Consider the following 22,870-nt stretch of genomic DNA (forward strand, 5'->3'; position numbering starts at 1 on the left):
TAATTGGAGACTTATATGTGTGATTTTTTTAAAGATGTTTTTAAAGACACAATGAAGTTGTATTCGACAGATGAAACACTGAAAGCATCTGTGGAGTTTACACTGGCGAACCAAAAACTGTACCTGGAAGAAGATGAAGTCGACATTTCTGATATAAAGCCGAAATTTGAGACAAAAATCGTTGTGAGTAAAAAACGAAGCTTCCAGGCGGCGGAAGCGTACAATAACGAATCTGTAGGCGTTTTGAATTTTGCGAATAGTTTTGAACCTGGTGGCGGCGTAATTTATGGTGCGAGAGCTCAGGAGGAAAGTCTTTGCCGTCTGTCTACACTGTACGCCGCTATTTCAACTGATGAAATGCGTCAGGATTTTTACGACAAGCACATTGATGATGACGACCCGCTTGCAACAGACGATGTGATTTATAGTACGGGTGTTACGGTCTTTAAAAGTGATGATTCGGAAATGAAGCTCCTGGATAAAAGCGAGTGGTTCAACGTTAATGTTTTGACCTGTGCAGCTCCGGATTTATATGATGAGGATATTTCGGACGATGAACTTTTTGCTTTGCATGTGAAACGCTGGCGACGGATTCTTTCAGTTGCGCTGAAAAATGGCTGCACAACTCTGATTCTAGGAGCTTTCGGCTGCGGGGCTTTCAGAAATAATCCTGAGATTGTAGCGAAGGCGGCAAAGAAAATTGTGGATGAGTTTAACGGATATTTTAAATGCATTGAGTTCGCAGTAGCCTGCAAGGATGACTGGACTAATTACGAGGTCTTTAACAAATATTTATTAGAGACATAAATCTGTCAAACAAAAAGTTTGTATCGTGAGGACCGCCGCAGGCTTCCGGATGGAACTGTACGCTGAAGGCCGGAATGTCGGTGTAGGTGATGCCTTCTACGGTGCCGTCATTTACGTTGAAGAAGCTCATTTTTGCGTATGATGGCAGTGAGGCATTTTCTACAGCGTAGCCGTGGTTTTGGCTTGTGATGTAGACGCGACCAGTTTCAGTGTCTTTACAAGGATGGTTACCACCGCGGTGACCGTATTTGAGTTTGCTGGTTTTACAGCCACGCGCAAGAGCGAGCATCTGGTGACCAAGGCAGATTCCGAAGATTGGGATAACTCTGCTGGTTGAGTCGTCTTCGGTGGTTGAGTAGGTCGAAGACCGTATCGAAACCATCTGCTTGTCGTATTCACAAATCTTTTTCAACTCTTCAATTATCTGTACATTGTCGGCCGGGTCGCCTGGGCCGTTACTGAGCATGAGTCCGTCCGGTTTGAGCGCGAGGATTTCGTCTGCTGTGGTTGTGCAAGGTACTACTTTTACGCGGCAGCCTCGTTTTTCAAGTTCGCGTTGAATGTTGGCCTTTGCGCCGAAGTCCCAGAGGACGATAGATTTTGAGGGGGAAGTTTCCCCCTGCGCGCCCACTTCGTTGGTCGCTACCCTCTCTACGGGGGACACCCCCGTAACGCCCCCGTCAGTGTTCTGCTGAACACTTTCAACAGCCTGTTCAATCTTATATGCTTTGATTTCTTTTAAGAGTTCTTCGGTTACGGCAGGGCATGTGTCTACGCCGCTGATAATCATGCCGTTCATAACTCCAGATTCGCGTAGGCGTTTAGTGAGGGCGCGGGTGTCTATGCCGCAGATGCCGATAATGTTTTGAGATTTAAGGAAGTCGCTGAGGGTGCCGCCGCAGCGGAAGTTTGAAGGCTGGTCACAGAGCTCGCGGACTACATAGCCGCGCACCCAGGACTTTGAGCTTTCAAAGTCTTGTGGCATTACGCCATAATTTCCGATTAACGGGAAGGTCTGGGTAACAATCTGGCCGTAGTAACTTGGGTCTGTGAGTGTTTCGATGTAGCCGGTCATTCCAGTGGTAAAGACTGTTTCACCGATTGTCATACCGCTTGCACCTATTGATTTTCCTTCGAATAATGTGCCGTCTGCCAGAATAAGATATGCAGTTTGCATAAATTGACTTCCTCTATGGGTTAGGCCGCGATCAAAGATTGTCGGCCTGAAGCTGATTTATAAGGTGCGAAAGCATCCTTATATGATTATGTTATGCTGCATCAGTTTAACTGATGTCAGCATGAACAAAAAAAAAGACGTTCACTCCATCTGGGGACAATAAGTCCTCAAATCGAATGAACGTCTTTGTTCTTTAATGTTATACAGCGGAAGAGAATTATCGTCAATAGTAAATAGTAGTATATTTTAGAACTACTATTGACATTTTATAATTGAAAAGTTAAAACACATTAGACGACAAAGAGGTCGTAGATATAAATCTTCTTTTGGAAGATTTGTGTCTACGGCCTCTTTTTTTTTGCTCCGGTTTTGCAGCCGGGGAAGGAGGCCGCATGAAGTTTACAAAAATGCATGGTTGTGGAAACGACTATATTTATTTTGATTGTACGAAGAATGATTTTCCGGGCGGAGCTGAAGGCGAAAAGCAGGCAGCCATAAAGTTGTCTGATCGTCATTTTGGAATCGGCGGTGATGGAATCATTATCATCAAAAAAGGTACTAAGGCTGATTTTGAAATGGTGATGTACAATGCCGACGGAAGCCGAAGCCAGATGTGTGGCAATGGAATCCGTTGTGTTGGAAAATATGTTTATGATGCAGGTTACACTAAGGAATGCGGAAGTGCCTGTGGCCGCGAGTTTACTGCTGAATCTATGGGCGCTGTAAAAAAACTAACGGTAGTTAGTGGAGAGCCAGGGGATAAGGTGACTAAGCTTTCGGTTGATATGGGACGCCCGATTCTGGAAGCGGAAAAGATTCCGGTGGATATAAATGTGGTTTCGATACGGCCTTCGGCCTACTCAACCACCGATGAGAGTCACGTAATTTCCTATCCTCTGACTATCGGCGGTGTTGAATACAAAACTACCTGCGTTTCAATGGGAAATCCTCATGCGGTTGTGTTCATTGATAAAAAGCCTTCTGAGTTTCCAGTTTGCGAAATTGGGCCGCTTTTTGAAAACGACAAGTTTTTCCCGGAACGAACAAATACAGAGTTTGCTTACGTTGAAGACCGTCGCACAATCTGGATGCGGGTCTGGGAGCGAGGAACAGGCGAGACTCTTGCCTGTGGAACCGGGACCTGTGCAACTGTTGTAGCGGCAATTCTGAACGGCCTTGTTGATGCGGGTGAGAAAATTACTGTGCATCTGCTTGGTGGAGATCTTGAGATTCAGTGGAGCGGTAACGAAACAGACAGCGTATTTATGACGGGTCCGGCAGAAAATGTTTTCACAGGTGATGTTGAATTATAGGAGAATAAAATGAAAATCAACAAAAACTTTTTAGACTTGGAGGCGAGCTACCTCTTTTCTACAGTAAATAAAAAGACCCGCGAGTTCATCGCATCACACCCGGACAGCGATGTTATTAAGCTTTCGATTGGTGATGTTACAAAGCCTCTCTGCCCGGTTGTAATCGATGCAATGCACAAGGCAGTGGATGAAATGGCTGATGAGAAAACTTTCCGCGGATATCCGCCAGAGCAGGGATACGATTTTGTTCGCGAAAAGATTCTGGAATGGGATTACACTAAGCGCGGAATCGACATCAAGCTCGATGAGATTTTCCTTTCTGATGGTGCTAAGTCAGACTGCGGAAACATCGGCGATATTTTTGCAACTGATAACACTGTTGCAATTTGTGACCCGGTTTATCCTGTTTACATTGACACAAATATTATGAACGGCCGTAAGGACAAAATTATAATTCTTCCTTGCAGCGCCGAGACTAACTTCCTGCCTGCGCTCCCGGCAGAGGGCGATGCTGTTCCTGATATCATTTATCTGTGTTTCCCGAATAACCCGACCGGAACTGTGGCTCCTAAGAACTATCTCAAGCAGTGGGTAGATTATGCAAACGCTCATCACAGCCTGATTCTTTTTGATTCTGCATACGAAGCGTTTGTTACAGAACCTGATGTTCCAAAATCTATTTATGAAATCGAAGGTGCAAAGTCATGCGCTATTGAACTTCGTTCGTTCTCAAAGACTGCGGGCTTTACAGGTTTGCGCTGTGGTTACACAGTAGTTCCTCACGAACTTGTTTTTGACGGCACTGAGTTGAATGCGCTTTGGTTCCGCCGCCAGTCAACAAAGTTCAATGGTGTCTCATACGTTACCCAGCGTGCTGCCGAGGCAATTTATTCTGAAGAAGGCCAGAAACAGATTCAGGAAAATCTTTCGTTCTACCGCGAAAACGCACGCCTGATTTTTGAAGGCGTAAGTGCGGCAGGCTTTAAGGCTTTTGGTGGAAAGAACTCTCCATACGTGTGGCTTCAGATTCCGGAAGGCTTTACAAGCTGGAGCTTCTTCGACGAACTTCTCGAAGAGTGCCAGGTAGTTGGAACTCCGGGAAGCGGCTTTGGAAAGATGGGCGAGGGCTACCTCCGCCTTACAGGCTTTGGCAGCCGCGAAAGAACAATCGAAGCAATCGAAAGAATTAAAGCTTCTTTCGGTCGTTAAGTTTCTGGTTTATCTTTTTGGCTTCATTGAAGTCGACAAGATAAACCAGCAGAGTTACAACAAAGTAGACTACGATAAACATAATCTCCATCGCCACAAGCGAGGGGATTTCTTTTTTAAACCAGCCAAGGTTCAGACCAATCAAAAGGAGTACTGCATTCAAAATCAGAAAATAAAAAATCTGAACAATCGCAATCAGCTTTGCGCTCATATTTTTTTTGATGTAGAAAACTCCAAATCCAACACCCGAGGTGAGTCCCATCAGAAGAACGCCGGCAATATCTTCAAGCCCGAAGCGGATTGTTTTTGCATCGCCTGCGAGTATTGAAGAAATCGTTATGATAATAAAAATCATAGTTACGACGCGGGTGGTGATATTTATCATTTCAGAAATCATTTCATGTTTATTATCAGAAACTTTCATAAGCCGAGTAACTCCTTGAGTGTGTTTAAATAATTTCGTGAAATCACAACCTTGTAGCCGTTCTGTAAAATAGCTTCAAAGCGTCCGCCGAAAATCGGAGCAAGGCTGTCGATTTTATCCAGATTCACGATGACTGCCTTATTGGCACGGAAGAAGATATTTGCAGGCAGCTCCTCTTCCAGCTGGTATAATTTAGATCGAGTTTCATAAACACAGTCTTTGGTGTAAGCAAAAACCGAGTCATCAACAGATTCAAAATAAAGAACTTCCTCCGGCTCAACAAAAACGATTTTGGAATCCTTGTAAAAATTCATTTTGCCCTTGCTGCCCTTAAACTGATTAATCAGCTTGGTGAGGCTATCATCTAGGTAATCGCATTTTACAATCAGCTCGTCTTCTTCGCCGGCCTGTTTTTCAAGAATAGTAACTTTCATTATGAATCTATTGTAACATCAATTTTTAGTTTTTCATATTGATTTCAAATGAAGCCTCATCATCTTCAAAAATAATCGTGTGGTGAGTTGTTGCGGCACCTAGAACTTTCTGCAGCCGCTTGTCCTGAAGAGGAATACGGAGCTTGAGCTGAGAGTTATCGTTCAGAATATAAAGCTCTGTGTTGCAGATGTAATTTCCGTTGTTGTCGTAAACGCGTCCTTCATTATTTTGAATCTGAACTTCGAAAACTTCCGGCAGTTCAATTTTGATTTTGAAGTTCTGCTTGTCTGCAATCACTCCTTCCTTAAAGTCCAGAACGAGCTGCCAGTATTCGGCGTTCTGCTGCCACTTTGCATTTGTGACAGGCTTGTGAACGGTGTAGCGTGCAAGCTGTGGTGCACCGGTCGGTTCTGTAATCACCTTTGCAATATCCCCTCCGGTATAAGAGGGATGAACATGAAGCACTTTTCCAAGCGCATCAGAAAGATTTGAGGATGCCATAAAGAAAATCGCAATTCCCCAGAAGCAGACGATTGTAATAAAAAGCTTTTTCAGTTTTCTCATTTTGCACCTCCAGAAATTATTGCGGCGAGCGGGCTGAAAATCAGATTGAGGGCTTTTACCATAAAACCGGAAGACATGATTACCGAGAAGGTGAAGGCAGCGTATCGGAAAAGCTGTGCTGGCTGCAAAAGCTCCTGAATTACGCGACCGAACTTTGTTTTTGGAGCTGATGATTTTGAGCCGCAGTTGCAGCCGCCTTTTTTCAGATTGAAACGGAATTCGTAAGAGATTGCTTTGTTCGGGCAGGCACCGATACATTCACCGCATTTTGCACAGGTGAGTTCCGGACGGCCTTTTTTATCCTGAATTGTTTTGATGTCGATTGCGCAGAACGGGCAGGCAGTTGCACACTTCATGCAGCCCGCACATTTGTCTGTATCAATCTTAATTGCAAAAAAGCTCAGGCGGTCTGTGAGTGAAGCAAAGGCTCCGAATGGACAGAGGGCGCTGCACTGGGTTCTCTTTTTTGTGAGAATCGGAAGCACGATAACAAGGCCGACAAAAAGTCCTACGAAAAGAATTGTTGCAATCAGACTTGGAATTGAGTTTACAGGACTGTACTCTGTGACGAGCTTGAACGGACAGAACCATTCGCAGTAAACGCAGGCAAGCTCACACAAAGACGCAAGTGCGATGAAGAACAGAAAGGCAAAGCTGAACTCACGGATCTCTTTGTTTTTTGGAAGCAGGTTGATGCGGCGCTTTTTTCCGATTCGTGAAAAGCCGTCTTCCCATCCGCCGTAAAAGCAAACCCAGCTGCACCAGCCGCGGCCGATTGTGATTGTGCAGATAAGCCAGATTAAAAACATGCTTGCAACTGCTGCGTAGTGGCCGGTAATTCTTGCAGGGAAGATGATTGATTTTGTAATCAGAAGAGGAATGAGTACCTGTGGAATTGCGATGTGACAGAAGGGCAGTTCAGAGTTGCTCATTGCCTGATTTGTGATTGCCATGCTTCCGCGCTCTGCATATAAATCTGAAATGAAGGCGATGCAGAAGCCTACTGCAAAAATAGTCTGGAAGATGCGGCGGTAGATTGTTCCGCTTCCGGTTCGTTTGCGCTCAGAAAAAGTCATTCTCACATAAAGGAAGAAGAGGAAGGCTCCCCAGACAATTGCGGCAGGTGCAAAGCCGTTTGAAAAAACTACGAAAATCAAAATTGTGAAGAACATTAAAAAAGATAAGATAATGCTTGAAATCATTTTGTACCTCTCAAAAAATTAACCGAAGAGCAGCGGAATCAGGCCGAGCATGAAAATAAAGTACAGGCTTATCAAAAGCTGTGCGATTCGGGAAATCTGTCTGATGATGCCGACTCTTTTTGTGATGAACGGAATGCCGAGTAGTGGAATAAAGAATGGCAGGGTTCCGATATAGAAAAATACAAAGTAGAAAAGGCCTGTGATACCGTGGCCGCCGAAAATTGAGCGGGTCATTGCAGTCCAGAGTGGCGGGCAGATGTGAAGTCCAACGGCGAGGCCTGCGACAACTGCGGTTACCCAGTCGTTTCCGATGTGGCGGAGCTTTGGAACCTTGCAGCCCTGGTGTGAACAGCCCCAAGGGAATCTTACACCGAGTGAATTACACAGGAGGATGAGTCCGCTGAAGATGTAGGCGAAGAGAGAAAGCTTTCTTGCGAATACCGGGTCGATGTAGTCGTTTACGAGATAACCGAGGCCCGCGAAAACTGCGCCGAGGATAAAATAGGTTACGAGGCGAGCTGCGAGAAATGCGCCTGTGAGGCCGGCATTACGTTTGTAGCCCGGATTTTCTGTGCCGCATAAAAACGGAATGAGCACTGGGCCGCAGTACATTGAACAGTAGGTGCCGGTTGAGGCGCCTAGTAAGATTGCTTCTAAAATCATGGGATCTCCTTGAGCAGCCGTGTGCCCGAGAATTCTCGGTGTTCGGCCGTTTTGTAAGTCTGTTTTCATAATAAGGGCGGCTGGCCCTGCGCACAATACGGTTTTCGGCAAGATGCAGGATAGGGGGTGTAAGATGCATACGGGCGGGGTGAAAAAGTGTCGCCACATAACAAAAAATTATGTTTCTATAAATAATAACATATTGACGAAATATTTTCCTTTCGCTAGTATTGCAGCAATGATTTTTGGAATTTCATTTTTTACATTTGCTTTCTTCTCATTTTTTGCCTTTTACTTTTTTGGCAAGAGATGCGTTGTACGAAAAGCATAGAATGTAGAAAATACAGCTGATACAAAAAGCGGTTCTATCTTTTCGGGTAGAACCGCTTTTTTTTTCGGAGGTTTTATGAAAATAGCATATAGCGGAATTGAAGGCGCATTCGCTCACATCGCGGCACGTCGGATTTTCCCCGAGCAGGAGCTGCAGTCGTATGGAGATTTCCGCTCGGCTTATGAGGCGGTGGAGAAGGGGGATTGCGACTACGCCGTTCTTCCGATAGAGAATTCTTATGCCGGCGAAGTTGGCCAGGTTACGGACCTTATGTTCCAGGGCTCGCTTTTTGTGAACGGCGTTTATACGCTGAACGTGATGCAGAACCTGCTCGGGGTAAAGGGCGCTCGCGTGGAGAGCGTGCGGAAGGTTGTGAGTCACCCGCAGGCGCTGGAGCAGAGCGGGGAGTTTATTGCGGCGCACGGTTTTGCTGTCGAGGAGGCGGTGAATACGGCGCGGGCGGCGAAGATGGTGGCGGAGCTCGGGGACCCTTCAGTTGCCGCGATTGCGAGCGCGGACACTGCGGCTTTGTATGGGCTTGAGATTCTGGAGCCTGGCATAAATGGTCATCAGGACAACTCAACCCGTTTTGCGATTCTTTCAAAAAAAGAAGGAGAGAGAGTAGAAACCGGTTCAGACAACAACACTTTTATCTTGATGTTCGCGGTGAAGAATGAAGCGGGCGCTCTGGTAAAAGTTTTGAACAAGCTCGGCGAGTTCGGTTACAACATGAGCGTAATTCACAGCCGCCCGCTCAAGGGCCTGGCCTGGAGCTATTATTTTTACATCGAGGCAGAAGGCGAGTACGGAACTCCGGCTTATCATCAGATGCTCTCGGAGATGAATTATAGATGCGATAAATTAAAAGTACTGGGGAGATTTTAGGATATACAATTATGGAGGTTTCAGAAATGAATATGCAGTTTGAAAAAAGATTAGCAATCCCGGCGGAGGTAAAAGAACAGTACCCGCTTTCGGGAAAAGTTGGAAAAATAGTTGAGGAGCAGCGTGCGGAATTGCGTGCAGTTTTTGAGGGCCGCTCGAACAAGCTCCTTTTGATTCTCGGCCCTTGTTCTGCGGATAACGAAGAGGCCGTAATTGATTATATGAATCGCCTTGTGCCGGTTCAGGAAAAGGTAAAAGATAAAATTATGATGGTGCCTCGCATTTACACAAACAAGCCGCGCACCACTGGCGAAGGCTATAAGGGAATGCTTCATCAGCCGGATCCAAGTCAGAAACCGGATCTTTACAAGGGAATCGTAGCCTGCCGTCATATGCATATGCGTGCTGTAGAAGAAACCGGTTTTATCTTCGCAGACGAAATGCTTTATCCGGAAAATTATCAGTATCTCGATGATGTGCTTGGTTACGTAGCCGTAGGCGCCCGCTCAGTAGAAGATCAGCAGCACCGTCTCACAGCCAGCGGTATCGAAGTCCCGGTTGGAATGAAAAACCCTACCAGCGGCGACTACGCAGTTATGATGAACGCAATCCTTGCCGCTCAGCATCCTCATACATTTATTTACCGCGGTTGGGAAGTCCACTCAGAAGGCAACGAGCACTGTCACGCAATCCTCCGCGGTTCAACAGACAAGCACGGCGTTAACCAGCAGAACTACCACTACGAAGACCTGGTCCGCCTTTGCGATGCCTACGACAAACGCGAGCTCAAAAATCCGGCCGTCATCATCGACACCAACCACTCGAACTCCAACAAAAATCCGTTCGAGCAGCCCCGCATCATCATGGATGTTCTCAATTCCTGCCGCCACAGCGACCGCGTTGCCCGCCTGGTCAAAGGCTTTATGATTGAAAGCTACATCGAAGACGGCTGCCAGAAAATCGGCGAAGGCATCTATGGCAAATCCATCACCGACCCATGTCTTGGATGGGAAAAAACAGAGCGTCTCATTTATGACATTGCGGAGAAGTTATAATTAAAACAACTGAGAGTTGGAAAAAAATAAAAATAAATTATTAGACCTAGAATCTGATATCAGTTATGATATGTAAAAAAATTGTGAGGTAGAAAAATGCATTTTACTTATTGTCCACATTGTGGAACTAAATTAACTGGTAAAGAAATTGGTGATGAAGGAATTATCCCATATTGTGAAAATTGTAAAATTCCTTTATGGGATATGTTCACAACCAGTATCATTACAGCGGTGGTCAACGAATGTGGAGAGATAGCTTTATTAAAGCAGAATTATGTATCGACTACAAAATATGTATGTGTTGCTGGAATTATGAAGATTGGAGAATCTGCAGAAGATACTGTTGTTCGGGAAGTAAAAGAAGAAATTGGACAGGATGTTAAATCGCTGCAGTTTATAAAAAGTTATCCTTATGAGAAACGTGGAATGCTGATGTTGGGCTATAAGGCAAATGTCTCAAAACAATCCTTAAAATTATCCGGTGAAGTTGATTCTGCACAATGGGTAAAACTTGGAGAAGCTCTATCACTTCTGCGAGAAGGCAGCATAGGCTGGCAGCTGGTAAAAACAATTAGTGAAGAAAAAAAATAATTTTCTTTTATGTTGTTTCTGTTGACAGAAACAATGTTATATGTTACTATCTATAGTAACGAGGTAAACAAAATGGAAAAAAGAGAATTAGCTCAGACAGAAAAAAAAGGCATCAGCCTTCAGGACCTGCTCCTTACAGCAGTATTACTTGCAGCCGGCGCTGTACTTAAGTTCTTCGTTGGAACTTTTATCAACTTCTTTGGAATGAAGCCAAACTTCATTATCGCAATGTACTGTATGGCAATTGTTTTGATCAGACCAAAGGTTTACTACAGCCTGATTATCGGTATCATCGCTGGTGCAATCTGCCAGTTCTTCCCTGGAACTCCATACCTGAACTTTGCTTCTGAAGCAGCAGGTGCTCTTGCAATGGGACTTTTGATTTTTATCCCTGCTAAGTCAAAGGGAATGAAGATTGGTCTTGCAGCAATTACAACTTTCGTAAGTACAGTAATTTCTGGCGGACTTTATGTTGTGCTTCTTTTCGTATTCATTAAGTCTGATCCATCAGCTCTTGCAGCATATGTTCCAATCGTACTTGGTACTGCAACTTTGAATGCAATCATCGTTGGTGCACTTTATGTACCACTTATGAAAGCACTCAAGAAACCAATTATTGAAGAAGAAAACAAAGCAGAATAAAGTGTCATTGCGAGCGCAGCGAAGCAATCCATTATAGATTGCCACGTCGCTACGCTCCTCGCAATGACGGAGTTTTTAAAATGATCGAAATACAGGAACTGACATTCAAATACGCCGGAGCTAAAAAAAATGCTCTGGACAAAATCTCGCTGGAAATTGAAAAAGGCGGATTCGTAGGAATCATCGGCGAGTCTGGTGCGGGAAAGACAACACTTTGTAACTGCATCAACGGGCTTATCCCGCATCACTACACCGGAGATTTTTACGGCAGTGTTAAGGTTGATGGAACCGACACCTTTGATATTAATGCGGGAAAACTTGCCTTGAAGGTTGGCTCTGTATTTCAGGATATTGAAAGTCAGATTACCGGATACTTTGTTGAAGACGAGATTCTTTTTGGTCTTGAAAACTTTGGTATCCCAGCTGATGAAATTGAAAGTCGTATCACATCTTCGCTCGATACTCTTGGAATCGGCGAGCTTCGTCACAAGGAGATTTCTTCTCTCAGTGGCGGTCAGAAGCAGAAGGTTGTGATTGCGGCAATTCTTGCGCTCGAACCGGACATTCTTGTTCTTGATGAACCTACCGGCGAGCTCGATCCTGCTTCTTCGGTTCAGATTTTTGAGATGCTTAAAAAGCTCAACGAAGAAAAGGGAATCACAATTGTAGTAGCAGAGCAGAAGATTATGCTGCTCTGCGAATTCGTAAAAAAACTTATTGTTCTTGAACACGGCACCTGCGTTCACTATGGCGAAATCAGAAGTACCCTTACACATCAGCGTGAAATGGAAGAGGCCGGAATTAACTGTCCTCGCGTTTTGACTCTCACTGGAAAGATGGTTGCTGAAGGACTTGCTCCTGCTGGCATGAAGCCGGAAGACAGAATCTGTCTGAATGCGGAAGAAGCGGCGGAGTTTATTCGTAAGGTAACCGGAAAGAAACTTGTTGCTGATGATAAAGCGGTTGAAAGTGCCGACATCTCCAAGCCGGCCGAGAACTCAGAAAATTCCGATGTCGTTCTCGAGTTCTCCAACGTTGGCTTCTCCTACAACGAAACTGCCAATGTTCACGACTTAAACGTAAAAGTTCATAAGGGAGATTTTATTTCGATCATCGGTTCAAACGGTGCGGGTAAATCTACCTTCTCAAAACTTACAAACGGACTCTTAAAGCCAAGCGTTGGCGACGTACTCGTACTTGGTGAAAATACAAAAAAGCAGAAGGTCAGCGCACTTGCAAAACACATCGGCTTCCTTTTCCAGAATCCGGATCGCCAGATCTGCTGCGCAACAGTCCGCGAAGAAATTGCCTTCAGTCTGCGTAACAACGGAATCCCTGAAGACGAAATAAAAACACGCGTCGCAAAAACTCTTGAAGAATTCAATTTTGATGGCGATACAGAGCCGTTTAATATGAGCCGTGGTCAGCGTCAGAGACTCTGTCTTGCATGTCTTATCGCGCTTAATCCGGAAATCTTAATTCTCGATGAACCTACAACCGGTCTTGATTACCGCGAGTGTATGGAAGTGATGAGCAGAATCCGCGAACTCAACGAAAATGGAACCACAGTAATTATGGTCTGTCACGATATGGAAGTTGTTCTCGACTTCGCAAAAACTGTCATCGTCATGAACCGCGGAGAAATCCTTGGTCAGGGTGCAACCCGCGAAGTTCTCAGCAACAAGGCGCTGCTCAGTAAAGCCCGCCTTCTTGCTCCGCAGATTGCTCAGGTTGCAATGCTGCTCGGTGACAGCTTCAACGGCATTTTTACAGATGACGAAATGATTAAGAAAATTAAAGAGGTGATGTAAATGAAAGGCTTTTTAGACTACTTACCAGGAAGCTCAGTGCTTCATAAAATGCATCCCCTCGTAAAAATATTTGTTTCAATTTTGATTTGTGCAGCTTCGTTCTGTTCTGCAAATCCATTCTTTTTGATTGGTGTAATTCTTTTCAATGTGTTGATGGCTGCAGCAGGTAACACAGGGTTCGTTCACGGAAATGGTCTGCTTAAAAGAACTCTGGGAATTCTCAAAGGCCTTATCAAAATGTCTATCTTCCTGTTTGTTCTTCAGGTGCTGGTAATCCGTCAGGGAGATCCAATCCTAACATTCGGTAGTTTTTATATTACAGGCCTTGCGATTCAGAAGGCACTTCTTCTTGTGCTTCGTCTTATGGGTGCAGCGCTTCCACTTTCAGTTTTGATTTCGGTAACAAACCTCAACGACCTTTCAAACACAATGGTAAAGTATCTGCACATTCCGTACAAATATGCTTTTACCTTTACCAGTGCAATCCGCTTTATTCCGATTTTCTCAATTGAGATGAGCGGAATTATCGAGTCGCAGCAGGCACGCGGCGTAGACTTCGAAGTGAAAAATCCTTTCAAAAAGTTCGGAATGATTCTGCCACTCTGCTTCCCGCTGCTCATTTCTTCAGTTCGCAAAATTGAATCAACAGCAACTGCTGCAGAACTCCGAGGCTTTTATCTTCGCACAAGAGCCTGCTGTACAAAATCATACAAGGTACATTTCCGCGACATCGCCTTCCTCTTGCTTGGAGCCGCACTTCTCGCTGGCGGAATCATTTTATAAAAGGTAGAATAGGTTTATGACAGATTTAGAAAAAGCCCGCGAGTTTTTCGGCGGCGATCTTTACGCAACAGAAACAACCGGAATTGTAATTGAAGAAGTAGGGGACCATTATGCCCGCTGCTCAATGGAAATCACAAGAAAACATCAGAACGCTTACGGCGGAGTAATGGGCGGTGCAACTTTTACGCTAGCAGATTACACCTTCGCCGTAGCATCAAACTTCAATCAGCCACAGACTGTTTCAGTAACAAGTCAGATTAATTTCATAGGAATGGCAAAAGGAACAAAGCTGATTTCAGAGTCACGTTTAATCAAAGATGGCCGTTCTACCTGTCTTTACGAAATCGACATCACCGACGACCTCGGAACCAAAATCGCTTTCGTAACAATCAGCGGAATGAAACTCGTAAAATAATATAATTTTTTTAAATTTATTATTGACAATTTTTTTTTGAAACTGTATAACAAAAATATCAAACGGCAATGAGGTCGCAGAAATGGTATTTCTGCGACCTTTTTGTTTTAACGCCGGAATGCGCACCGTAAGACATCAACGGTGTGGCACCGGCACATTTTGGGACATATAAGCAAAGGCGCTGCATTTTTTTCTGGAGGACGCTCCGGGAAGTTATGCAGCGCCTTTGTCTTTTTAAGGAGAATAAAAAGATGGATGAGGTAACACCAATTTTTGGCGAGAACGTTTTTAATGAAACTGTTATGAAAGCTCGTTTGCCTAAGGAAACTTACAAACAGCTTATGAAAACTATTGAGGGCGGCGAAAAACTCGACGCTTCGGTTGCTACTGTTGTTGCAAACGCAATGAAAGACTGGGCTATCGAAAAAGGCGCTACTCATTTTACACACTGGTTCCAGCCACTTACAGGAATCACTGCCGAAAAACACGACAGCTTTATTACTCCTACAAGTGATGGAAAAGTAATCATGGAGTTCAGCGGTAAGGAACTCGTTCAGGGTGAACCAGACGCTTCTTCTTTTCCAAGTGGAGGAATCCGCGCTACATTCGAAGCCCGCGGTTATACAGCATGGGATCCAACAAGCTATGCATTTATCAAAGATGGTACACTCTGTATCCCAACAGCTTTCTGTTCTTACACAGGTGAAGCTCTTGATAAGAAAACTCCATTGCTTCGCTCTATGCAGGCAATTTCAAAACAGGCCGTTCGCGTGCTTAAACTTTTCGAAGGAAACGAAAATGTTACAAGCGTAAAAACAACAGTAGGTCCAGAACAGGAATACTTCCTTGTAGACAAATCTGTTTACGACAAACGCGAAGACTTGATTTATACAGGCCGTACACTTTACGGTGCAAAAGCTCCAAAGGGACAGGAACTTGAAGATCACTACTTTGGTATGATCAAACCTCGTGTTCAGGCATTCATGAAAGACTTGAACAAAGAACTGTGGAAGCTTGGTATTCTTGCTAAAACAGAACATAACGAAGTTGCTCCAGCTCAGCATGAGTTGGCTCCAATCTTCTCTACAACAAACCTTGCATGTGACCACAACCAGCTCACAATGGAAATGATGAGAAAGGTTGCTGCAAAACATGGAATGGTTTGTCTTTTGCATGAAAAACCATTTGCCGGTGTAAACGGAAGTGGTAAACATAACAACTGGTCTATTTCTACAAATACTGGAAAGAACCTTCTTGACCCAGGTGCAACACCTGATCAGAATGCGCAGTTCCTCCTCTTCCTCTGTGCAATCATTAAGGCTGTTGACGAGTATCAGGATCTTCTCCGTATCTCTGTAGCATCGGCTGGTAACGACCACCGTCTTGGAGCTAACGAGGCGCCTCCAGCAATCATCTCAATCTTCTTGGGTGATGAGCTCAGCGCAATTCTCGACAGCATCGAAAAAGGCGTTCCTTACGGAAAACACGAAAAAGAAAAAATGCAGATTGGTGTTACAGTACTGCCTGACTTCAACAAAGATACAACTGACCGTAACCGTACTTCACCATTTGCTTTCACTGGCAACAAGTTTGAGTTCCGTATGCTTGGTTCTAACGAATCAATCGCATGTGCGAACGTATTCTTGAACACAGTAGTTGCAGAAGAACTCAGCCAGTTTGCTGATCAGCTTGAAAAAGCAAGTGACTTCAAGGCAACACTCCACGACTTGATCTTGAAGACAATCAAAGAGCACAAGAGAATCATTTTCAACGGAAACGGTTATGATGATTCTTGGGTTAAGGAAGCAGAGAAGCGCGGACTTTACAACCTCAAATCTACACCAGAAGCTCTTCCACACATCCTTGATGAAAAGAATGTTAAGGTATTCGAAAAGTTTGGCGTATACAGCAAGGTTGAACTTACAAGCCGCTTCGAGATTCATAACGAAAACTACTCTAAGATCATCAACATCGAAGCAGAAACTATGCTCGAGATGGCAAAGAAAGATATTCTTCCAGCTGCAAGCAAATATGCAAACAAACTGGCAGAAACAATCAATCTGAAAAAAGCTGCATGCGGCGAGTGCGATACAACTTACGAAAGTGCTATGCTCAAAAAAGTTTCTGCACTTACAAGCAGCATTTACAGCAAAACAGACAAGCTTGAAAGCGAAGTTCTTGAAGCAAAGAAAACTGCTGATGCAGGTGATTCAAGCAAGACAGCATTCTTCTACCGCGAGCATGTATTTGCTGCAATGAACGAATTGCGTCTGTGTGCTGATGAACTTGAAACCATCACACCAAAAGAATTGTGGCCATTCCCAAGCTACGGCGATCTCCTGTTCAGTGTTCGCTAGGCTTATGGTAAAGCGTAAGAAAAAACATTTACTCTAAAAGCTGGCCGGCCTGTGAAAACAGACCGGCCTTCTTTTATTTCAACTCAAATGTAAGCATTGTAATATCGTCGAACTGTTCAGCAGTTCCAACAAACTCATCAATTGCTTCACGTACTTTTGTAAGCGTTTCTGGTGCCGTCAAGTGCTCGGTCTTCTTCATAGCTTCAAGAAGCCGCTCGTCTCCAAAAAGCTGATTATCTGAATCTGTGGCCTCGGTAACGCCGTCGGTGTAAATAAAAATACGGTCGTTTTTATTCAGCGTAATGCTGTGTTCTTCGTACGGTATGTATTCCATACTGCCAAGAACAAAGTTTGGTTTCGTTTTCAGAAAACTGTATTCGTTGTTCTGATATAAAACCGGGAACGGATGTCCTGCATTTGCAAACTTGAGCTCGCCGGTGCTGAAGGTATAAATGCCCAGCCATACAGTAACAAAAAGTCCAGACTCATTTCCTTTGCAAAGCTGAACATTCGCACGCTCAAGAATTTCTTTAGGCTGTAAGCCAAGCAGAGAATAAAGTGCAATAAGAACTTTACACTTTCCCATAAAGAGAGCAGCCGGAACACCCTTGCCAGATACATCGCCTACAGTAATCATAAGATGGTCCGGGTCGAGCAGAATGTAGTCGTAAAGGTCGCCGCCAACTTCCTTTGCCGGAGTCATTGTTGCAAAAAGATCAAAGTCTTTGCGGTCCGGGAAGGCAGGGTAATCTTTTGGAAGCATATCACTCTGGATTTTTGCAGCAACCGAAAGCTCTGTGCTTATGCGCTCCTTTTCTGCAGTCATGCTTTTGATTTCTTCCATGTTTTTGCAGATGTCATATTCCATCTGATGAACCGAATGTGCAAGGATTCCAATCTCATCATGATTTTTGATTTCGAGAAGACGATCGGAAGGCTGCCCGCCAAAGGACGCAAAGTGATCTGTTTCGCGGGTAATGAGCGCAAGCGGCTTTATCAAAAAGTGGCTGAAGTAGAAAGTGAACAGTGCAAAGAAGATTGCGGCAAAGAGAATTTCAACAATGATGATGCGGTGCATGTATTTTCTGCCGGCATCCACGTATTCCTGAATGGATTTCTGTGCGCCCAGCACGGCGACTATCTGGCCAGACGAATTGCGGACTGGAGTCATGGCGGTAATGTGTGAGCCGCTTCGAGTTTTCAAAGTATGACGTACTATTGTTTCTCCATTTTCGAAAACTCGTTTAGCGCTTTTGTTATAATTCGGTTCTTCATAGTGTTCGCTGTAAAGGAAAGGGAACTCTGTCCATTTTCCACCTTTCATAACCGGATTATAAAAATAAGTGATTTCTGTAAAATCAGAACCTTCTACATGAGAAACATAAAGCAGATTAAGTTCAAACTTATCTACAAAATCCTGTAGAATCTTATTGATACCATCCCATTCTCCATCTTTGCTGCCTAACGTAAGGTAGTCATCAAACATATCCGGATTAAGACATTCGCAGGCGGCGGCTGCAATAGAACGTATATTTGAATCATATTGCTTTCGGAACTGTTTATTAAAAGACTGGTATCCTACAAAAGCAATAGCAGAACAAAGAAGAAAGCCGGCAATCATAACAGCTACAGCAACCTTCTTTGTTATTACTGGAATTCGTTTTAATTTACCCATAGGTTAAGGATACAACGTAAATTGTTAGTGAGCAAGAAAATAAAAAATTGCGAAAAATTTGTTAAAAAGTTATTGACCATTTTTTTTGAATTCGTTATAACAAAAATATCTCAGACAAAGGCGTCGAAGAATTATCTCTTCGACGCTTTTTTTATTAATTCTGGCAATGACGCTGCGCATACTTCGCTCCTAACGAGCGGTAGTAACACGCAGCGTTTATTATTTACGGCGATGAGGTCGGACTTGTGTATTTGTGCACAGTGCATAAGTCTGCTTTCATCGCTTATTTTTTTAACAATTAAGGTGGTAAACCTAAAAAATTGCTTTCGCAATTTTTTTTAACGGTTTGCTATTTATCACCGGCCGCCTACCGGGCGGCCTTACTCAGGAGGTAACATATGAGTGAAGTTTGGAGCGTGTGGTTTTTGATCGGCGCTGCACTTGTATTCTTTATGCAGTGCGGATTCGCAATGGTTGAAACTGGTTTTACAAGAGCGAAGAATGCAGGTAACATCATCATGAAAAACCTGATGGATTTCTGTATCGGAACTCCTATGTTTATGTTACTCGGATTCGGTTTGATGATGAGTGAAAATTATTTCTTTGGTGTAATTGGTAAACCAAATATGCAGTTGTTTACAAACTTCGCTGAAGGCGACTGGTCAGCATTCGTTTTCAACCTTGTATTCTGTGCAACAGCTGCAACAATCGTTTCTGGTTCAATGGCAGAACGAACAAAGTTCTCTGCATACTGTATTTACTCTGCAGTAATTTCTGCAGTTGTTTATCCAATTGAAGCTGGTTGGGTATGGAACTCACAGGGCTGGCTTGTTCAGCTTGGTTTCGTAGACTTCGCCGGTGGTGCTGCAATTCACTCAGTTGGTGGTACAGCAGCTTTGATTGGTGCTATGTTCCTTGGTCCTCGTATCGGAAAGTATGATTATGATAAGGACGGAAAAGTAACAAAGGTACACGCTATTCCAGGTCACTCTTTGACTCTTGGTGCTCTTGGAACTTTCATCCTCTGGTTCGGATGGTACGGATTCAACGGTGCTGCTTGTACTCAGCTTCTTGGTGTTGGTGGTCTTGCTGCTGTATTCACAACAACAACAATCGCTCCTGCAGTTGCTGCTGTTACAACAATGATTTTTACATGGGTAAAGAACGGTAAGCCTGATGTTTCTATGACACTCAACGCTTCTCTTGCTGGTCTTGTTGCAATCACTCCTACTTGTGCTACAGTAGATGCTCTCGGTGCATCAATCATCGGTATTGTTTCAGGTATCATCGTAGTAGTTGTTGTTGAGTTCCTTGATATGAAGCTTCACATTGATGACCCGGTTGGTGCCGTAGCAGTTCACCTTGCAAACGGTATTTGGGGTACATTGTCTGATGGTTTGTTCAACGTTGAAAACGGTGTATTCTACGGCGGTGGTTTCAAGCATCTCGGCGTTCAGTGTCTTGGTGAAGTTACAATCGTTGCATGGACAACAGTTTGTATGATCATCACATTCAGCCTTATCAAGAAGTTCCACGGACTTCGTGCAAGCCGCGAAGAAGAAATTGTCGGACTCGATAAGCTCGAGCACGGAATCGATTCAAGCTACGCAGGATTCATCATGGCTCCACAGGTACTCGGTGGCGATGCTCCAGCTTCTTCAGAAAGTTCAGTTCCTGTTGAAAAGGCAGTTCCAGTTGCAAAGGCAACAGCTCGCCCAGATGCAAAGTTCCATATGGTTACAATCATTACACGCCAGAGTAAGTTCGACGAGCTCAAGGCTGCAATGAACGACATCAACGTAACAGGTATGACAGTTACAAACGTACTTGGTTGTGGACAGCAGCACGGAAATGTTCAGAAGTATCGTGGTGTTGAAATGGATATGACTCTTCTTCCAAAGATTAAGGTTGATATCGTAGTCAGCGAAGTTCCAGTTGACCTCGTAGTAACAGCCGCTAAGGAAGTTCTTTACACAGGCCACATCGGCGACGGAAAGATTTTCGTATACGATGTTCAGAATGTCGTAAAGGTTAGAACTGGCGAAGAGGGATACGAGGCTCTCCAAGACTAGTTAATTCAGAATATTCTGGAGGTTCCCGCGTGGACTGCCTACCGTTCGGTAGTCATTCCACGCAGTTCAATTGAATTATATAAGCTGCAATCAGGCCTGCAGCCATGAAAGGAATAAAAGGAAATTTTACTTTTCCAAATCTTTTGTTAATTACACAAAGAGCAGCAAGTGCTTCAATTCCAAAACAAAGCGGAAGTATCATGGGTACAAGAAAAAGCCCCTGAAAAAATCCAAACCAGACATCAGCGGGACCAAGCTTGTTCTTTGTAATTTTCCTAACAACAAAATAAAAAGCTCCACAAATCATGCTGGAGAGAATGTAAATCCAAATTGTTTCGCGCGCAAAAATAATATGACAGAGTAGGGCGCAGTAAACTGACAGCCACTGAAGGTTAATCCCAACCGTCATGCGCTTTAAGTCCTGAATGGAGAGAATCAGAGAGAAAATCAGAATGATGGAAAAGGAAACTATCTTATAAAGTGAGATTTCCATTGGTTTATTATACACGTAATTCCCATTTATTGACACAAAATATCCAAAGTAGTATAAAAAGAGAAACGGCAAAGAGGTCGTAGATAATATTTCGCGTTTTGCGAAGTACTATCTACGACCTCTTTTTTTTGCCTCGGAGGTTATTATGTGTGGCTTTGTAGGAGCATTTGATTTAAACAGCGGTAGTGCACCGATTGCGGAGGGATTGAAAGAAGAACTTCGCGCGCAGGTTCTGGAGATGTCTAAGAAGATTCGTCATCGTGGGCCGGACTGGAGCGGCGTGTACACTGGTAATAATGCAATCCTGAGTCACGAACGTCTTTCAATCGTAGACCCTCTTTCTGGAAAGCAGCCACTTGTAAGTGATGATGAAAAAATCATTCTGGCTGCGAACGGTGAAATCTATAATCACAAAGAAATCCGTGCTAAGTTCGAAGGCAGCTATAAGTTCCGCACAGGAAGCGACTGTGAGGTAATCATTCCTTTGTACAAAAAATATCGTGAGAGCGGTGACTTCACAAAAATGATAGAAGAGCTTTCGGGTATTTTTGCCTTTGCTCTTTACGACAGCGAGCACGATGTTTACCTCATCGCCCGCGACGAAATCGGAGTTATCCCATTGTATCAGGGCTGGGACAAAGCCGGCCGCTATTACGTTGCAAGCGAGCTCAAGGCTCTTGAAGGCGACTGCCAGACAATCGAAGAGTTCCCTAATGGCTGTTATCTCTACTCTAAAGATGTGGTTTCGACAGGCTCAACCACCCCTGTTCGCTGGTACCACCGTGACTGGGAGACCTTCGATGCAGTAAAGAACGCTCCAAAAGCAACTGATGATAAGGGCGAAGTTATTAACCCTACAGTTATAGAAAAAGTTCGTAACGGTCTTGAAGCTGCTGTAAAAGCTCAGTTGATGTCCGACGTACCATACGGCGTTTTACTGTCCGGTGGTCTCGACTCTTCAATCATTGCTGCCGTAACTCAGAAATACAGTAAAAAACGTGTTGAAACAGACAGTAAGGAAGCCGCCTGGTGGCCACAGCTCCACTCGTTTGCAGTTGGACTTGAAGGTTCTCCAGACCTCATCGCTGCTCAGAAGGCCGCAGACTACATCGGAACTGTTCACCACGAAGTTCACTTTACAATTCAGGAAGCCCTCGATGCCCTCCCAGATGTAATTTATCATATTGAAACTTACGACATCACAACAGTTCGTGCTTCTACTCCAATGTATCTGCTTGCCCGCGTAATCAAATCAATGGGAATCAAGATGGTACTTTCAGGCGAGGGTAGTGATGAGCTTTTCGGCGGCTACCTTTACTTCCATAAGGCACCAAACGCTCAGGAGTTCCATGAGGAGCTTGTTCGTAAAATGAGCAAGCTTCACCTTTACGACTGTCTCCGCGCAAACAAGTCTCTTATGGCATGGGGTGTTGAAGGCCGTGTTCCTTTCCTGGATAAAGATTTTATTGATATCGCAATGGGCTTGAACCCAAGCGACAAGATGAATATCAAATTGCCGGACGGCAAACAGAGAATGGAAAAATGGATTCTACGCAAAGCTTTTGAAGATCTTCTTCCGGAAAGTATTGCATGGCGTCAGAAGGAACAGTTCTCTGATGGCGTAGGCTACAACTGGATTGATACCCTCAAAAAGATGACAGAAGAAAAAGTAAGCGATGCAGAGTTTGCACGCCGCGAAAACCGTTTCCCGGTAAATCCTCCGAAAACAAAAGAGGAATACTACTACCGCGAAATCTACAGCCGACTCTTCCCAAGCGACTCTGCCGCACGCTGTGTTCCACACGAGGCAGGTGTTGCCTGCTCAACTGCAAAAGCCCTCGAGTGGGATGCTGCCTGGAAGAACATGGACGAGCCAAGTGGACGTGCAATTGCAGGCGTTCACGACAAAGCTTACTAAAACACTTTAAGAGTAGTTCTTTTTAGAACTACTTGACTATTGTTGCAG

The 22,870-nt window shown here is 44.2% G+C and carries 21 protein-coding genes; 13 read left to right on the forward strand and 8 right to left on the reverse strand.

Annotated features, from left to right (window positions below; translation table 11 throughout):
- Positions 1–15: 15 nt before the first annotated feature.
- Positions 16–807: a TIGR02452 family protein gene (locus BM161_RS02045; RefSeq protein ID WP_074929988.1), complete on the forward strand. Its 792-nt coding sequence runs from the start codon at positions 16–18 to the stop codon at positions 805–807.
- On the opposite strand, the gene BM161_RS02050 is transcribed toward BM161_RS02045, so the two are convergent.
- Complete coding sequence (locus tag BM161_RS02050; RefSeq protein ID WP_074929989.1) at positions 782–1,984, reverse strand: carbamoyl phosphate synthase small subunit; 1,203 nt, start codon at positions 1,982–1,984, stop codon at positions 782–784. The genes BM161_RS02045 and BM161_RS02050 overlap by 26 nt on opposite strands.
- A gap of 392 nt (positions 1,985–2,376) precedes the next feature.
- On the opposite strand from BM161_RS02050, the gene dapF reads away from it, so the two are divergent.
- Positions 2,377–3,297 carry a diaminopimelate epimerase gene (dapF, locus tag BM161_RS02055; protein WP_074929990.1) on the forward strand — a complete coding sequence of 307 codons (921 nt, stop codon included), beginning with the start codon at positions 2,377–2,379 and terminating at the stop codon, positions 3,295–3,297.
- Between the two features lie 9 nt (positions 3,298–3,306).
- Entirely contained in the window at positions 3,307–4,506 is a 1,200-nt protein-coding gene (locus BM161_RS02060; protein WP_074929991.1) for an LL-diaminopimelate aminotransferase, read from the forward strand.
- On the opposite strand, the gene BM161_RS02065 is transcribed toward BM161_RS02060, so the two are convergent.
- Genes BM161_RS02065 through BM161_RS02085 form a run of 5 tightly spaced genes read right to left on the reverse strand, consistent with a single transcriptional unit; the run spans position 4,484 to position 7,794 of the window.
- Positions 4,484–4,930 (reverse strand): DUF3021 family protein, encoded by a 447-nt coding sequence (locus BM161_RS02065; protein WP_074929992.1) that lies wholly within the window; start codon positions 4,928–4,930, stop codon positions 4,484–4,486. The two genes, BM161_RS02060 and BM161_RS02065, sit on opposite strands and share 23 nt — an antisense overlap.
- On the reverse strand, positions 4,927–5,364 hold the full coding sequence (locus BM161_RS02070) for a LytTR family DNA-binding domain-containing protein (protein WP_074929993.1): 438 nt from the start codon (positions 5,362–5,364) through the stop codon (positions 4,927–4,929). Before BM161_RS02070 ends, BM161_RS02065 begins: the two co-directional genes overlap by 4 nt.
- Before the next feature lie 25 nt (positions 5,365–5,389).
- On the reverse strand, positions 5,390–5,929 hold the full coding sequence (locus BM161_RS02075) for a hypothetical protein (protein WP_074929995.1): 540 nt from the start codon (positions 5,927–5,929) through the stop codon (positions 5,390–5,392).
- On the reverse strand, positions 5,926–7,131 hold the full coding sequence (locus BM161_RS02080; RefSeq protein ID WP_074929996.1) for a 4Fe-4S binding protein: 1,206 nt from the start codon (positions 7,129–7,131) through the stop codon (positions 5,926–5,928). Before BM161_RS02080 ends, BM161_RS02075 begins: the two co-directional genes overlap by 4 nt.
- Positions 7,132–7,149: 18 nt before the next feature.
- Positions 7,150–7,794 (reverse strand): sulfite exporter TauE/SafE family protein, encoded by a 645-nt coding sequence (locus BM161_RS02085; RefSeq protein ID WP_074929998.1) that lies wholly within the window; start codon positions 7,792–7,794, stop codon positions 7,150–7,152.
- 406 nt (positions 7,795–8,200) lie between these two features.
- On the opposite strand from BM161_RS02085, the gene BM161_RS02095 reads away from it, so the two are divergent.
- The 8 genes from BM161_RS02095 to BM161_RS02130 all read left to right on the forward strand — a co-directional run bounded on the left by BM161_RS02095 (position 8,201) and on the right by BM161_RS02130 (position 16,664).
- The gene (locus BM161_RS02095) at positions 8,201–9,010 is read left to right on the forward strand and encodes a prephenate dehydratase (RefSeq protein ID WP_074930002.1); all 810 of its coding nucleotides are present in this window, start codon (positions 8,201–8,203) and stop codon (positions 9,008–9,010) included.
- Positions 9,011–9,036: 26 nt separating this feature from the next.
- Positions 9,037–10,065 (forward strand): 3-deoxy-7-phosphoheptulonate synthase, encoded by a 1,029-nt coding sequence (locus BM161_RS02100; RefSeq protein ID WP_074930271.1) that lies wholly within the window; start codon positions 9,037–9,039, stop codon positions 10,063–10,065.
- Between the two features lie 96 nt (positions 10,066–10,161).
- Complete coding sequence (locus BM161_RS02105) at positions 10,162–10,656, forward strand: NAD(+) diphosphatase (protein ID WP_074930004.1); 495 nt, start codon at positions 10,162–10,164, stop codon at positions 10,654–10,656.
- 72 nt (positions 10,657–10,728) lie between these two features.
- The gene (locus BM161_RS02110) at positions 10,729–11,298 is read left to right on the forward strand and encodes a tryptophan transporter (RefSeq protein ID WP_074930006.1); all 570 of its coding nucleotides are present in this window, start codon (positions 10,729–10,731) and stop codon (positions 11,296–11,298) included.
- Between the two features lie 80 nt (positions 11,299–11,378).
- Positions 11,379–13,109, forward strand: coding sequence for an ABC transporter ATP-binding protein (locus BM161_RS02115; RefSeq protein WP_074930008.1), 1,731 nt, complete (start codon positions 11,379–11,381; stop codon positions 13,107–13,109).
- Positions 13,110–13,892 (forward strand): energy-coupling factor transporter transmembrane component T family protein, encoded by a 783-nt coding sequence (locus BM161_RS02120; protein WP_074930009.1) that lies wholly within the window; start codon positions 13,110–13,112, stop codon positions 13,890–13,892. It abuts the gene before it with no gap.
- Between the two features lie 16 nt (positions 13,893–13,908).
- Positions 13,909–14,307: a PaaI family thioesterase gene (locus tag BM161_RS02125; protein ID WP_074930011.1), complete on the forward strand. Its 399-nt coding sequence runs from the start codon at positions 13,909–13,911 to the stop codon at positions 14,305–14,307.
- Between the two features lie 251 nt (positions 14,308–14,558).
- A complete protein-coding gene (locus tag BM161_RS02130) occupies positions 14,559–16,664 on the forward strand; it encodes a glutamine synthetase III family protein (protein WP_074930274.1) in 2,106 nt (701 codons plus the stop codon).
- A 73-nt stretch (positions 16,665–16,737) separates the two neighbouring features.
- Here BM161_RS02130 and BM161_RS02135 read toward each other — a convergent pair whose 3' ends face one another.
- Positions 16,738–18,339, reverse strand: coding sequence for a PP2C family protein-serine/threonine phosphatase (locus BM161_RS02135; protein ID WP_074930013.1), 1,602 nt, complete (start codon positions 18,337–18,339; stop codon positions 16,738–16,740).
- A 398-nt stretch (positions 18,340–18,737) separates the two neighbouring features.
- Here BM161_RS02135 and BM161_RS02140 point away from each other — a divergent pair, with 398 nt between their 5' ends.
- Positions 18,738–20,411 carry an ammonium transporter gene (locus tag BM161_RS02140; RefSeq protein ID WP_074930015.1) on the forward strand — a complete coding sequence of 558 codons (1,674 nt, stop codon included), beginning with the start codon at positions 18,738–18,740 and terminating at the stop codon, positions 20,409–20,411.
- Between the two features lie 52 nt (positions 20,412–20,463).
- Here BM161_RS02140 and BM161_RS02145 read toward each other — a convergent pair whose 3' ends face one another.
- Complete coding sequence (locus BM161_RS02145) at positions 20,464–20,904, reverse strand: A24 family peptidase (protein ID WP_074930017.1); 441 nt, start codon at positions 20,902–20,904, stop codon at positions 20,464–20,466.
- Positions 20,905–21,049: 145 nt separating this feature from the next.
- On the opposite strand from BM161_RS02145, the gene asnB reads away from it, so the two are divergent.
- A complete protein-coding gene (gene asnB, locus BM161_RS02150; protein WP_074930020.1) occupies positions 21,050–22,822 on the forward strand; it encodes an asparagine synthase B in 1,773 nt (590 codons plus the stop codon).
- Positions 22,823–22,870 lie beyond the last annotated feature (48 nt).

It is taken from the genome of Treponema bryantii (genome assembly GCF_900113965.1).
Taxonomy (GTDB): Bacteria; Spirochaetota; Spirochaetia; order Treponematales; family Treponemataceae; genus Treponema_D; species Treponema_D bryantii_A.

Coding starts and splice junctions, on each gene's coding strand:
- BM161_RS02050 (WP_074929989.1), bottom strand. CDS start 1,984: ATGCAAACTGCATATCTTATTCTGGCAGACGGCACATTATTCGAAGGA.
- BM161_RS02125 (WP_074930011.1), top strand. CDS start 13,909: ATGACAGATTTAGAAAAAGCCCGCGAGTTTTTCGGCGGCGATCTTTAC.
- BM161_RS02115 (WP_074930008.1), top strand. CDS start 11,379: ATGATCGAAATACAGGAACTGACATTCAAATACGCCGGAGCTAAAAAA.
- BM161_RS02110 (WP_074930006.1), top strand. CDS start 10,729: ATGGAAAAAAGAGAATTAGCTCAGACAGAAAAAAAAGGCATCAGCCTT.
- BM161_RS02145 (WP_074930017.1), bottom strand. CDS start 20,904: ATGGAAATCTCACTTTATAAGATAGTTTCCTTTTCCATCATTCTGATT.
- BM161_RS02105 (WP_074930004.1), top strand. CDS start 10,162: ATGCATTTTACTTATTGTCCACATTGTGGAACTAAATTAACTGGTAAA.
- BM161_RS02140 (WP_074930015.1), top strand. CDS start 18,738: ATGAGTGAAGTTTGGAGCGTGTGGTTTTTGATCGGCGCTGCACTTGTA.
- BM161_RS02045 (WP_074929988.1), top strand. CDS start 16: ATGTGTGATTTTTTTAAAGATGTTTTTAAAGACACAATGAAGTTGTAT.
- BM161_RS02070 (WP_074929993.1), bottom strand. CDS start 5,364: ATGAAAGTTACTATTCTTGAAAAACAGGCCGGCGAAGAAGACGAGCTG.
- BM161_RS02080 (WP_074929996.1), bottom strand. CDS start 7,131: ATGATTTCAAGCATTATCTTATCTTTTTTAATGTTCTTCACAATTTTG.
- BM161_RS02095 (WP_074930002.1), top strand. CDS start 8,201: ATGAAAATAGCATATAGCGGAATTGAAGGCGCATTCGCTCACATCGCG.
- BM161_RS02100 (WP_074930271.1), top strand. CDS start 9,037: ATGAATATGCAGTTTGAAAAAAGATTAGCAATCCCGGCGGAGGTAAAA.
- dapF (WP_074929990.1), top strand. CDS start 2,377: ATGAAGTTTACAAAAATGCATGGTTGTGGAAACGACTATATTTATTTT.
- BM161_RS02075 (WP_074929995.1), bottom strand. CDS start 5,929: ATGAGAAAACTGAAAAAGCTTTTTATTACAATCGTCTGCTTCTGGGGA.
- BM161_RS02060 (WP_074929991.1), top strand. CDS start 3,307: ATGAAAATCAACAAAAACTTTTTAGACTTGGAGGCGAGCTACCTCTTT.
- BM161_RS02135 (WP_074930013.1), bottom strand. CDS start 18,339: ATGGGTAAATTAAAACGAATTCCAGTAATAACAAAGAAGGTTGCTGTA.
- BM161_RS02130 (WP_074930274.1), top strand. CDS start 14,559: ATGGATGAGGTAACACCAATTTTTGGCGAGAACGTTTTTAATGAAACT.
- asnB (WP_074930020.1), top strand. CDS start 21,050: ATGTGTGGCTTTGTAGGAGCATTTGATTTAAACAGCGGTAGTGCACCG.
- BM161_RS02065 (WP_074929992.1), bottom strand. CDS start 4,930: ATGAAAGTTTCTGATAATAAACATGAAATGATTTCTGAAATGATAAAT.
- BM161_RS02120 (WP_074930009.1), top strand. CDS start 13,110: ATGAAAGGCTTTTTAGACTACTTACCAGGAAGCTCAGTGCTTCATAAA.
- BM161_RS02085 (WP_074929998.1), bottom strand. CDS start 7,794: ATGATTTTAGAAGCAATCTTACTAGGCGCCTCAACCGGCACCTACTGT.